General features: G+C 71.0%; 8 protein-coding genes. 5 read left to right on the top strand and 3 right to left on the bottom strand.

Annotated elements, in window-relative coordinates:
• The first annotated feature begins 8 nt into the window (after nt 1–8).
• The 3 genes from ACWESM_RS25110 (at nt 9) to ACWESM_RS25120 (ending at nt 6,932) form a co-directional block, all read left to right on the top strand.
• On the top strand, nt 9–1,355 hold the full coding sequence (locus ACWESM_RS25110; protein WP_355077185.1) for an LLM class flavin-dependent oxidoreductase: 1,347 nt from the start codon (nt 9–11) through the stop codon (nt 1,353–1,355).
• Nucleotides 1,352–5,125 carry an ABC transporter ATP-binding protein gene (locus ACWESM_RS25115; RefSeq protein ID WP_364432531.1) on the top strand — a complete coding sequence of 1,258 codons (3,774 nt, stop codon included), beginning with the start codon at nt 1,352–1,354 and terminating at the stop codon, nt 5,123–5,125. The genes ACWESM_RS25110 and ACWESM_RS25115 overlap by 4 nt, the downstream gene beginning before the upstream one ends.
• Nucleotides 5,126–5,336: 211 nt before the next feature.
• Nucleotides 5,337–6,932: a carboxylesterase/lipase family protein gene (locus ACWESM_RS25120; protein WP_364432528.1), complete on the top strand. Its 1,596-nt coding sequence runs from the start codon at nt 5,337–5,339 to the stop codon at nt 6,930–6,932.
• Nucleotides 6,933–7,066: 134 nt separating this feature from the next.
• Here the strand turns inward: ACWESM_RS25120 and ACWESM_RS25125 are convergent, their stop codons facing one another.
• The 3 genes from ACWESM_RS25125 to rfbD form a co-directional block, all read right to left on the bottom strand.
• Entirely contained in the window at nt 7,067–8,146 is a 1,080-nt protein-coding gene (locus tag ACWESM_RS25125) for a mannose-1-phosphate guanylyltransferase (RefSeq protein WP_356967317.1), read from the bottom strand.
• 44 nt (nt 8,147–8,190) lie between these two features.
• A complete protein-coding gene (locus ACWESM_RS25130; RefSeq protein WP_355077177.1) occupies nt 8,191–9,087 on the bottom strand; it encodes a glycosyltransferase family 2 protein in 897 nt (298 codons plus the stop codon).
• Nucleotides 9,088–9,515: 428 nt separating this feature from the next.
• Nucleotides 9,516–10,334: a dTDP-4-dehydrorhamnose reductase gene (gene rfbD / locus ACWESM_RS25135; protein WP_364432706.1), complete on the bottom strand. Its 819-nt coding sequence runs from the start codon at nt 10,332–10,334 to the stop codon at nt 9,516–9,518.
• Between the two features lie 162 nt (nt 10,335–10,496).
• On the opposite strand from rfbD, the gene ACWESM_RS25140 reads away from it, so the two are divergent.
• Together ACWESM_RS25140 and ACWESM_RS25145 are read left to right on the top strand one after the other, a co-directional pair.
• The gene (locus ACWESM_RS25140) at nt 10,497–12,053 is read left to right on the top strand and encodes an LCP family protein (RefSeq protein ID WP_452493891.1); all 1,557 of its coding nucleotides are present in this window, start codon (nt 10,497–10,499) and stop codon (nt 12,051–12,053) included.
• A 3-nt stretch (nt 12,054–12,056) separates the two neighbouring features.
• Complete coding sequence (locus ACWESM_RS25145) at nt 12,057–12,779, top strand: TIGR03089 family protein (RefSeq protein ID WP_356967321.1); 723 nt, start codon at nt 12,057–12,059, stop codon at nt 12,777–12,779.
• Nucleotides 12,780–12,841 lie beyond the last annotated feature (62 nt).

Here is a 12,841-nt window from a genome sequence, read left to right on the forward strand (position 1 = left end):
ACCCGACCATGTCCGGTAAACAACTGCACCTCAACGCCTTCCTGATGTCGGTGGGACACCACGAGGCGGCCTGGCGGCTGCCGGAAAGCGATCCGTACGCGCACACCGACATCAACTACTACGTCGAGCTGGCCCGCACCGCCGAGCGCGGCAAGCTGGACTCGATCTTCTTCGCCGACAGCCCGGTGCTGATGGGCGATCCCGGCCGCAGGCCGAGCGGCAAGCTGGAGCCGACCGTGATCCTCACCGCGGTGGCCGTGCAGACCAGCCGGATCGGCCTGATCGCCACCGCGTCCACCAGCTACAACGATCCCTACAACCTGGCACGCCGGTTCTCCTCGGTGGACTGGGTGAGCAACGGCCGGGTCGGCTGGAACATCGTCACCACCGCGGGCGCCGACGCCGCGCGCAACTTCGGTCTGGACGACACCCCGGACCACCAGCTGCGTTACGAGAAAGCCGCCGAGTTCGTCGACGTGGCCACCAAGCTGTGGGACAGCTGGGACGACGACGCGATCGTCGCGGACAAGGGCCTCGGCATCCACACCGACGCGAGCAAGGTTCGCAAGATCGGCCACCACGGCGAGTTCTTCAAGGTCGACGGTCCGTTGAACGTGCCGCGCTCGCCGCAGGGCTACCCGGTGCTGGTGCAGGCCGGCTCCTCGGAGGATGGCAAGAACTTCGCCGCCCGCTACGCGGAAGCGGTGTTCACCGCGCAGCAGACGCTCGAGGACGGCAAGGCGTTCTACACCGATCTCAAGCAGCGCGCGGTCGCGCTGGGCCGTGACCCGGAGACGATCAAGATCCTGCCCGGCATCGTCCCCGTCATCGGCGACACCGAGGAACAGGCACGCGAACTCGACGCCGAACTCGAGCGCCTGATCTCGCCGGAGTACGCGCGCCGCCAGCTGGCCGCGCACTTCAAACTCCCGATCGAGCAACTCGACCTGGACAGCGAACTGCCGGAGGATCTGCCCACCGAGGACGAGATCCAGGGCGCCAAGAGCCGGTTCACGCTCATCGTGAACCTCGCCCGGCGCGAACGACTCACGCTGCGTCAGCTGATCGGGCGGCTCGGCGGCGGCCGCGGGCACCGCACCTTCGCGGGCACGCCCGAACAGGTGGCCGACACCATCGAGCACTGGTTCCGGGAGGGCGCCGCCGACGGGTTCAACATCATGCCTGCCGTGCTGCCCTCGGGACTGGAGCGCTTCGTCGACCAGGTGGTGCCGATCCTGCAGCAGCGCGGACTGTTCCGCACCGAGTACACCGAGACCACCCTGCGTGGACACTACGGCCTGGACCGGCCGGCCAACCAGTACGACACCGCGGATGCGCTCGTGGTCGCCCGATGAGCTCGGTTCAACCGGATCCGTCCCAGCCGGGATGGATCCGGTACCTGACGCGCCGCTGTCTCGAGCACCGCCGCCTGGTCGTGGCCGCGGGCGCCGGTGCGCTCGCGGCGGCGCTGCTGACGGCGGTGCTGCCCCTCATCGTGCGGCACGTGGTGGACACGCTCACCACCACCGCGGCGTCGGTGGCGCCGTGGGCGGCGCTGCTGCTGGTCGTCGGCGCGGCGCGATTCGGGTCGTCGTTCACGCGCCGGGTGGCGTCGTCCCAGCTGTCGCTGGGTGTGCAGCACGATCTGCGCCGGGACCTGTTCGCCGCGCTGCTGCGGCTGGACGGCCGCGAGCAGGCGGACCTGCGGACCGGTCAGGTGGTCAGCCGGGCGATCACCGACGTCACGCTGATCCAGATGTTCGTGCAGCTCATTCCCATGGTGGCGGGCAATGTGGTGCTGCTCGCCGGTGCGCTGACCCTGATGACCCTGATGTCGCCCGCCCTGACCGTGATCGCGCTGCTCGTGGTTCCCGCCTTGTGGATCATCACCCGGCGCAGCCAGCGCAAACTCTTCCCGGCCAACTGGGACGCGCAGGCCCGCGCCGCCGAGGTGGCGATGCGGGTGGAGGCCGCGGTCGCCGGGGTGCGAGTGGTGAAGGGGTTCGGCCAGGAACGGCACGAGCTCGACGGATTGGCCGCCAAGGCACGGGAGCTGTACCGTTCCCGGCTGCGCGTCGCGCGCATCACCAGCCGGTTCACCCCGGCGATGCAGGCCGTGCCCGCGGCGGGACAGGCGCTGATCCTGATCGCGGGCGGCCTGCTGGCGCTGTCGCAGTCCATCACGCTGGGCACCTTCTTGGCGTTCATGACCTATCTCGGCTCGTTCGTCAGCCCGATCCGGCAGTTCGCCATGCTGCTGACGGTCAGCCAGCAGGGCAAGGCGTCGCTGGACCGGGTGCGCGAGGTGATCGAGGCGCCGACGCCGGTGGAACGTCCCCAGGTCGAGACGGTGCGCGGCAGTACGCCCCCGCGCGTCGAGTTCCGCGGCGTCGGTTTCGGTTTCGACCGCTCCCGGGTGCTCGACGGGCTGGAACTGACCGTAGAGCCGGGCGAGACCATGGCGATCGCGGGCGGGGCGGGCAGCGGCAAATCGACATTGGTGCAATTGCTTCCGCGGCTGGTCGACCCGGACGCCGGGGCCGTCCTGTTCGACGGCGTCGACATCCGCTACCTGTCCGACGCCCGCGACCAAGTGGCGATGGTGTTCGAGGACACCCACCTGATGGCCGACAGCATCCGGGCCAACGTGGCCTATGGACGCCCGGCGGCCACGGACGAAGAGGTCTGGCACGCCTTGTATCTCGCCGCGGCCGACGGGTTCGTGCGGACACTGCCCGAGGGACTGGATACCAGGATCGGCGAGCGCGGGCAGCGGCTGTCCGGCGGACAGCGGCAGCGCATCGCGCTGGCCCGCGCGCTGCTCACCGACGCGCCCATCCTGGTTCTCGACGACGCCACCTCGGCCATCGACGCGCAGGTCGAGGAACAGATCTACGCCAGGATCGCGGCCGAGGTGCGCGGGCGTACCACCATCGTCGTCGCGCATCGCCTGTCCACCCTGGCGCTCGCCGACCGGGTGGCCGTGCTCGACGACGGACGGGTGGCGGAACTGGGCACGCTGCGCGATCTGCAACACTCCGGCGAGTTGTTCCGCGCGCTGTTCACCCCGCCGGAGGTCACGGGCATCGGCGTGGACGCCGGGCTCGCACGGCCCGAGGCGCCGACCTCCCCGCTGTGGGTCGAGCCCGCCGGGGACGATGATGACGGCGCACGCACCCTGGAGCAGGTGGCGAAGGCGTTCTCCCAGCGTGCCGCCGGTGCTCCTGCCGGAGCGGGCCGGGCGGCGGGGCCGGGGATGCTCGCCGCCGCGCCGCCCAGCGGTGACGTGCAGGAGCTGATCGACCGCCTTCCCGCGCTGACCGGTGAACCGGAGGTCTCCGAAACCTTCTCGCACACACCGGATCCGGAGTTCTCGCTGCCGCGGCTGCTGCGGCCGTTCGCGGCGCCGTTGCTGGCCGGGCTCGGTCTGGTGGGGCTCGACGCCCTGGCGCAGGTGCTGATTCCCTTCCTGGTGCGTTACGGCATCGACCACGGCGTCCTGGCCGGCGCGCGCGACGTGCTGCTGGTCGCGGCGGCGCTCGCGCTGCTCGTGGTCGCGGTGGACTGGGCGATCAGCGTCGCGCAGGTGCGGGTCACCGGTCGCGCGGGCGAACGGCTGCTGTACGGCCTGCGAGTGAAGACCTTCGCGCAGTTGCAACGGCTCGGCTTGCAGTACTACGAGCGCGAACTCGGCGGCCGGATCATGACCAGGATGACCACCGACGTCGACGGGCTCTCCGCGTTCCTGCAAACCGGCCTGGCCACCGCGCTCACCAGCACGGTGACCATCGCGGGCGTGGTGATCGCACTGCTGGTCATCGACGCGCGGCTGGCGCTGGTGGTACTCGCGCTGCTCCCGCTGCTGGTGATCTCGACGGCGGCGTTCCGGCGCGCGTCGGTGCCCGCCTACAACCTCGCACGCGAGCGGGTCAGCATCGTCAACGCCTACCTGCAGGAGAACGTCGACAACATCAAGGTCACCCAGGCCTACCGGCGCGAGGAGCGCAACCGGGCCGAGTTCGAGCGGCGGTCCTGGGACTATCGCGACGCGCGCCTGCGCAGCCAGATCCTGATGGCCGTGTTCTTCCCGTTCATCGAGTTCATGTCCGTGGTGGCCACGGCTGCGGTGCTCGCGGTGGGCGTGCACCAGGTGCGCGAGGCCGTGCTCACCGCGGGCACGCTCATCGCCTTCCTGCTCTACGTGGATCTGCTGTTCGCGCCGATCCAGCAGCTGTCCCAGGTCTTCGACAGCTACCAGCAGGCCGTGGTCGGCGTCGATCGGCTCGGCGAACTGCTGCGCACGCCGGTCGCCACCCCGGACGCCGCCGACGCGCGTCCGGTGACCCGCCTGAACGGTGCGATCGAGTTGCGCGGAGTCGGATTCACCTACGAGACCCGCGCCGAGCCGGTGCTCTCCGGCATCGATCTGCGCATCGAGCCGGGGCAGAAGGTGGCGCTGGTCGGCGAGACGGGCGCGGGCAAGTCGACGCTGGTGAAGCTGCTGGCCAGGTTCTACGACCCGACCGAGGGCGCGGTGCTGGTCGACGGCGTCGACGTGCGCGACTATCGCTTGCGCGAGTATCGCAAGCGGCTCGGCGTGGTCCCGCAGGAACCGTTCCTGTTCGGCGACACCGTGCGCGCGGCAATCTCGTACGGCAAGCCGGAGGCCACGCCCGCCGACATCGAGTGGGCGGCGCGGGCAGTCGGCGCGCACGAGATGATCGCCGCGCTGGAGCACGGGTACTACCAGCCCACCGGCGACCACGGACGCAGCATGTCGGCGGGCCAGCGCCAGCTGCTCGCGCTCGCGCGGGCCCAGCTCGTCGAGCCGGACATCCTGATCCTGGACGAGGCCACCGCCTCGCTGGATCTGGCGACCGAGGCCAGGGTGCGGGCCGCGGTGGACGTGCTCACCGCCGGGCGCACGACCATCGTGGTCGCGCACCGGCTCGCCACCGCCGCGGACGCGGATCTCATCGCGGTGGTGGGCGAGGGGCGGCTGTTGCAGACCGGCACGCACGCGCAACTGCTCGGCGAGGACGGGCCGTATCGCCGCTTGTGGGCTGCGTACGTCGGCGACGACACGGCGTCGGTCGGTGACCGGGAATCGGAGGCCGCGACCTGATCCCGCGCCACCGTGACAGCAGGAGCATTCTCCTGGCTATCCCCAGGTGGCGGTGGGTGCCTGCGCTCGCGTGACCGATTCGACACCGCGGCGCCGGCCAGGGGCCTGAACAGCGGATGAATGGGAGTCGACGCGGCAATGTCACGGCATCGCGACGCTCTCGTACTGATCTTCGACGTACTCTCGAAAAAGAAGTATGAGGAGGTCTGCGATGCGCGCTCAGTTCTCCGAGGCGGTGCCCGGTCCCGACGGTTCGGCCGAGCCCATCGCGCGAACGGCCTACGGCGACGTGCGTGGTGTGCGCGAAGGGCCGGTGTCGGTCTGGCGCAGCATCCCCTACGCGGCGGCTCCCACCGGTCCGGCCAGATTCGCTCCGCCACGGGCCCCGCAGCCTTGGGACGGGGTGCGCGACTGCACCGCTTTCGGGCAGATCGCGCCGCAGACGATGGGCACCATGGTCCCCGTCGACTCCGGCCTGGCCATGGGCGAGGACTGTCTGTGGCTCAACGTCTGGTCACCGCGGCCGGAGACGGGCGATCCCACCCGTGGCCCGGACACCGAGCCGCGCCCGGTGCTGGTCTGGCTGCACGGCGGCGCGTACTGCCTGGGCACCGCCGCGCAGCAGATCTACGACGGGCGCAAGCTGGCCGCGGCCGGTGACGTCGTGGTCGTCGGGGTCAACTATCGGCTCGGTGCGCTCGGCTTCCTCGACCTGTCCTCGCTCGGCGACGACTTCGCGCCGAACCTCGGCCTGCGCGACCAGATCGCCGCACTGGAGTGGGTGCGCGACAACATCGCCGCGTTCGGCGGCGATCCCGGCAACGTCACGCTCTTCGGCGAGTCCTCCGGCGCGGGTTGCGTCACCGCGCTGCTGACCGCCCCCCGCGCCGCCGGGCTGTTCCACCGGGCGATCGCGCAGAGCCCGCCCGCTACGACGGTGTTCGGGCAGGAACGGGCCGCGACGGTGGCGCAGCGGTTCCTCGAGCTGATCGAGCTGCCCGCGACCAGGGCCGAAGAGCTGCTGGACTGCCCGATCGAGCGGATCGTGGCGGCGGCGGGGGTCCTGCTCGACGAGATACCGCTGAAGGAGCCGGGCCGACTTGCGGCCGCGCCCGTGGTCGACGGCGATCTGCTGCCGACTTACCCGATCGACCGGTTCCAGCGCGGACAGTCGCACCGGGTGCCGTTGATCATCGGCACCAACAAGGACGAGGCGTCGCTGTTCCGGCTGCTGCGCTCGCCGATCATGCCGGTGACGCCGGACGCGGTGAACGCGATGCTGCGCGACGTCGCGGCGAGCCACCCGGAGATGTCCGCGGAGCGCATCGCCGAGATCACCTCGGCCTACCCGGACCTGAACAAGGCGCGCGGGGCGCTGGCGATGTCCACCGACGCGGCGTTCCGGATGCCGGCGCACTGGGTGGCCGACGGTCACGCCGAGCACTCGCCCACCTGGATGTACCGCTTCGACTACGCGACCCCGATGCTGAGGGCCGCCCGCGTCGGCGCCGGTCACGCCACCGAATTGCCTTACGTCTTCGGCAATTTCGGGACACTGAACCTCGATCCGACCTTCTGGCTCGGCGGCCGCAAAGCGGCCATGGAGGTCTCCGGGCGCGTGATGCGCCGCTGGCTGGCCTTCGCCGCGCACGGCGTCCCCGCCGCGCTCGACGGCTCCAAACACTGGCGGCCGTATCGCCTGGGCGACCGCGCCACACTGCTCATCGACGGCGTCGATCGCGTGGTCGACGACCCCGACCGCGACCTGCACACCGCCTGGGGACAGCAAGCCGTCGGGTTCTCCTAGCAGAGGTTCTTCGCGCAGCACGCGAATTCGGGTCGTCCGCGCCGTCGGCAGGCGCCGGAAGTGGCGGCAACACCAGCCCGATCGCGCCGCCGCCGGATGCCAGGTCGATCGGGCACCCGGCGAGCGTGAGCGCCTCAGACGTCGGTGGAGAAGCGGATGCCGCCGTCGGGAATCTCCACGCCGGGCCAGACGCGAGCGCCGCGCAGCAGTTCGCAGCGGGCGCCGATGTTCGCGCCGTCTCCGATGACGCCGTCGCGGACCAGCGCGCGGGGGCCGATGCGCGCCCCGAAGCCGATGATGGTGCGCTCCACCGTCGCGCCCGCCTCGATCACCGCGCCGTCGAAGACGACCGCGCCGTCCAGGCGCGCGCCCGCGCCGATCTCGGCGCCGCGGCCGACGACCGTGCCGCCGATGAGCACCGCACCCGGAGCGACACCCGCGCCGGGATGCACCAGCGATTCACCGCGCTGCCCCGGCAGGGCGGGGGAGGGTGCGATGCCGCGCACCAGATCGGCGGAGCCACGCACGAAGTCCTCGGGCGTGCCCATGTCGCGCCAGTAGGAAGCGTCGACGTACCCCTGGACGCGGGCGCCCTCGGTCAACAGCGCAGGGAACACCTCGCGCTCCACCGACACCGGACGCCCCGCCGGGATCTTCTCGATGTACTCCCGGCGGAAGACGTAGCACCCGGCGTTGATCTGATCGGTCGGCGGATCCTGGGTCTTCTCCAGGAACGCGGTGACCCGGCCGTCCTCGTCGGTGGGCACGCAACCGAACGCGCGCGGGTCGCTGACCCGGACCAGGTGCAGCGTCACGTCGGCGCGAGTCGACTCATGGGTGTCGAGCACCGCGCCGAGGTCGGTTCCGCCGAGCACGTCGCCGTTGAACACCATCACGTTGTCCGCGCGCAGCTTGGGCAGCACGTTGCGGATCGCGCCGCCGGTGCCGAGCGGCTCGGTCTCGGTGACGTACTCGATCTCCAAGCCCAGCTCGGAGCCGTCGCCGAAGTGTTCCTCGAACACTTCGGCCTTGAACGACGTGCCCAGCACCACGTGCGTGATCCCGGCCTCGGCGATACGGGCGAGCAGATGGGTCAGGAACGGGAGCCCGGCCGTCGGCAGCATCGGCTTGGGCGCCGAAAGGGTCAGCGGCCGCAGCCGCGTGCCCTGCCCGCCGACCAGGATCACCGCGTCGGTGCCTGTATTTCCTGCCATCAAGCTCCCCTGTTCACAAGGTCGTTTCTCGCCGCCGTCGCCGGTTACCCGGCGTCGCGCGCCTGCTGGCGCAGGGCAGATCGAACCGCAATCCGCGAGCGGACCGCAAGTCCGGCCCGCAGCGCCAACCGCAGCGGAGCCTGCCACCAGTGCGGATGCCGGTCGGCCTGGAACCGGTAGGCGCTGGCATGGTGGGCGGGCAGCATCACTTCGGGATGGCGGCCCGCTGCGTGACCTTTGGCATGGGTTACCTCGGCGTCCGGCACGAAAACGTTGTGCCAACCCGCCTTGCCCATCCGGTCGCCGAAGTCGACGTCCTCCATGTACATGAAGTAGCGCGAGTCGAAACCGTCGATCGAGTCGAACGCCGCGCGCCGCACCAGCAGGCACGACCCCGACAGCCAGCCGACGGCTCGCTCGGAGATCTCCTCGTTCTCCTGCCGGTACCTGCGGGTCCACGGGTTGGACTTCCACACCGTGCCCAGGATCGCGTGTCCGGCGCCGTCGAGCAGGCCGGGCACCCGGCGGGCCGACGGGTACACGCTGCCGTCCGGCTCCAGCACCAGCGGACCGAGCGCGCCCGCGCGCGGCCAGCGCTTGGCGGCGGCGAGCAGTTTGTCGATGGAATCGGTGCCCCAGCGGATATCCGGGTTGGCGATCACGACGAATTCGATCGCCGGATCGATCTCCGCGACCGCCCGGTTGATCGCGCCGCCGTAACCGATGTTGCCGCCGGTGCGCAGCAGCCGCACGTGCGAATTGGCCTCGGCGACCAGCTCCGGCACACCGTCGACCGACCCGTTGTCGGCGAGGATCACCTGAGGCTTCTCGGCGGTGGCCCCGGCTAGAGTGCTGATGAAGTGCTCTAGGTGCTCACCCGGCGAGTAGGTCACCGTGACGACGGCCAGGCCCGCGGGCGCGGCGGATTCGGAATCACTCACGACAGCCAACCTTAACGGGCGCAACCGCAAGCCGTCCGTCGATGGCTCGCGCTCGTCCGCAGCCGAGGTGGAGGATGCCGGACAGGCGAGCGCGCGTCGTGTGTCGAGCGGAGGCCCGCCCGGCTGGCGCAGCGGGACATCCTCGGGGCGATACCCTGCGCGTGGCCGGAATGAAAGCGCAGACCCCTGACGGGCGCTGCGGCGATCTGCGCATGACCGGGGTGCGAGAGTACGCCCGACGGGCGCAGCCGGACATCGTCGGTCGACAGCCTGCGCGTGGTCGGAGTGACAGCGGAGGTAGGCCCAACGCGCGCAGCTCGACCCGTCCGTCGATGGCTCGGCATGCCGCGAAGGCGGGGTACGCCTGGCGGACGGAGCCAGGTGTCGTCCATCAGCCCGCATGACCGGAATGAAGGCGGAGGTACGCCTCAATCGGCCTGCCGCGCCAGCGCGTCTCCCAACGCGGTCCGCCAATCCCGCAGCGGCGTGAGCCCGGCGTCGTTCCAGGCCCGCGGCGAGAGCACCGAAAACGCCGGGCGGCGTGCGGGTCTGGGGAAGGCGGAGGAGTCGCACGGACGGACACGCCCCGGATCGGCGCCGACACCGGCGAACACCGCTCGGGCGAGCTCGAATCGGCTGGCCCGCCCGGCGTTGGTGGCGTGCAGCACCCGCGGCGCGTCCGGCCTGCCCGCCAATTCCAGCAGCGCGACGGCCAGGTCGGCGGCGTAGGTGGGCGAGCCGACCTCGTCGTCGACGACGTCGACCGTGTCGCGTTCGCGCTCCAGCCGCAGCATCGTGGCGACGAAATCGCCGCCGCGCCCGGTGTATACCCACGCGGTGCGCACCACGTGCGCGTCCGGGCAGCGGCTCAGCACCGCCTGTTCCCCGGCGAGCTTGGACGCCCCGTAGACCGACGTCGGTCCGGTCACATCGGCTGTGTCGTACGGCCGATCCTGGGTACCTGGGAAGACGTAATCGGTGGACAGATGGATCAGCCGGGCACCGAGGTCGGCGCAGACGTCGGCGAGCACGGCCGGTCCGGTGGCGTTGCCCGCGTACGCCGCCTCGGTTTCGGTTTCGGCCAGGTCGACGGCGGTGTAGGCGGCGCAGTTCAGCACCACGTCGCCGGGCGTGAGCACCGCGCGCACGGCGGCGGGGTCGGTGATGTCGAGTTCGGGGCGCCCGTAGCCGCTGGCGGCCGGAGCGAGACGACGCAGTTCCCGGCCCACCTGCCCGTGCGCGCCCATGACGACGAGGCGAGCGGACGCGGTGGAGTCGGGCGCGGTGGGGTCGGTCACGGGCGCAAGTCTGGCACGCCGCCACGTCCTCGGTTGCGGCCGTTCGCGCCCGCCGTTCGATAGCCTTGTGCTATCGGGGGATCCCGAAACCGGGCGGGGCGAGCGGTAACCATGGTGGCGGATCGGTTGCGCACGCGTCGCCAGGACACCGAGTTTCGGCGAGAGGATGCGGACTTGTCGCAGCGGAGGGGCACATCGGCGGCGTCGCGGGCGACCGGGCCCGGCGACCGGGCCTTCGGGCCGCTGCGCTCGCTCGCTGTGGCCGCCGCCGTGATCGTGCTGGTGCTCACCGGTTTCGCCTGGCACAGCGTCGACGGGCTGGTGGCCGACATCGAGCGTCTCGGCGATCTGGGCCTCGGCGGCGGTCGCGACGGCGCGGTGGACATCCTGCTGGTCGGTGTGGACAGTCGTACCGACGCGCACGGCAACCCGCTGTCGGACGCCGAGCGCGCGATGCTGCACGCGGGCGACGAGGTCGGCACCAACACCGACACCATCGTGCTGCTGCGCGTGCCGAACGACGGACGCTCGGCCACCGCGATCTCGATCCCGCGCGATTCCTACGTCAGCATTCCCGGCCTCGGCATGGGCAAGATCAATTCCGCCTACGGCGCGACCAAGGCGGCACAGTTCCAGAAGCTCCTCGACCAGGGCGTCTCGAACGCCGACGCGGAGCGGCAGTCCACCCAGGCGGGCAGGCAGGCGCTGATCAAGACGGTGGCCGGGCTCACCGGTATCACCGTCGATCACTACGCCGAGGTGAGCCTGCTCGGCTTCGCGCTGCTCACCGATGCCGTCGGCGGCGTCGAGGTATGTCTGCGGAACCCGGTCGACGAGTGGATGTCCGGCGCCAAGTTCCCCGCCGGACGCCAGCGCCTGGACGGGCCGCGAGCGTTGAGTTTCGTGCGCCAACGCCACGATCTGCCGCGCGGCGACATCGACCGCATCGTGCGCCAGCAGGTGTTCATGGCACAGCTGGTGCAGCAATTGCTCAGCGCGAAGATGCTCGGCAACCCGGCCAAGCTCCAGCAACTCAGCGACGCGGTGGGCCGGACGATCGTGCTCGACGAGGACTGGGACGTGCTGGCGTTCCTGCAGCGGTTGAAGGATCTGTCCGGCGGGCAGGTGAAATTCGAGACCATTCCGGTCGCCGACCTCAACGGCGAAACCGGCAGCGGTGAATCCGTGGTCAAGGTCGAGCCCAAGGCGGTCAAGTCCTACGTCGCCTCGCTGGTCGGCGGCGACCCGGCCCCGCGCAACGCCGAGCCGGGGTTCGATCCGGCGACCGTGACGGTCAGCGTCTACAACGCGGGCGGCATCGGCGGACTCGCGGCCGAGGTCGCGCAGGCCTTGAGCGCCAAGGGCTTCCGTCAAGGCACGGTGTCCAACTACAGCGGCGGCCACGTCACCGGCAGCCGCGTGCTCGCGGCGGACACCTCCAGTCCGAAGGCGCAGGCGGTCGCCAAGGCGCTCGGCGGGCTGACGGTGCTCGCCGATCCGGCTCTGTCCCCGGATTCGGTGAGTGTCGTGCTGGCGAGCGACTATTCTGGTCCGGGCTCGTCGGCGAGCCGGATGTTCGACCTGTCCGGAACGTCGACCGCGGCCACACCAGTCCCGCCCGCTCCACCGATCGACGCAGGCCAGAACGGACCGAAATGCGTGAACTGAACCATGCGTGACATCGACCAGGCACATACTCTCACCGAAGCGGTGCTCGATCCCATCCTCGCCCGCGAACCCGCGGGCCCGCGCGTCACCTACTACGACGACGCCACCGGCGCGCGCATCGAGCTGTCCGGCGCGACGCTGGCGAATTGGGCGGCCAAGACCGCCAACTTGATTCGCGACGAGTTCGGCCTGAGCCCGGGCGCGCGGGTCGCCGTCCTGCTCCCCGCGCACTGGCAGACCGCCGCGGTGCTGCTGGGCTGCTGGTGGGCGGGCACCGAGGTGGTGTTGCATCCGGACCGGGACGCCGATCTGGCCCTGGTCACCCCGGACCGCCTGGACGACGCCGACGGAGCGGGCGAGGTCGCGGCCCTGTCGCTGGACGCCATGGGCTCGCCGGTGCGCGACCTGCCGGTGGGCGTCACCGACTTCGCCACCTCGGTGCGCGTGCACGGCGACCAGTTCCTGCCCCGCGGCGCCGGCGTCGCGCTGGACGGCATGCCGGTCGCCGAGGTGCTCGCCGAGGCGCGGAAATCGGCGATGCGCCAGGGCTTCGCCGAAGGCGACCGAGTGCTGTCGAGCACGCCGTGGGACACCCCGGCCGAACTGATCGACGGATATCTCGCGGTGCTGGCCGCGGGCGCTTCGCTGGTGCAGGTGGTCAACCCGGATCCGGCGCTGCGTGAGCGGCGCGTCGCCTCGGAGCGGGTGACCGCGCAGCGCGGCTGAGCGGCTCCTACCACGGTATAAGCGCCGAATCCGACCTGAGGACGTTCCACAAGCGGGCCGGG

The organism is Nocardia sp. NPDC003999, from assembly GCF_053604885.1.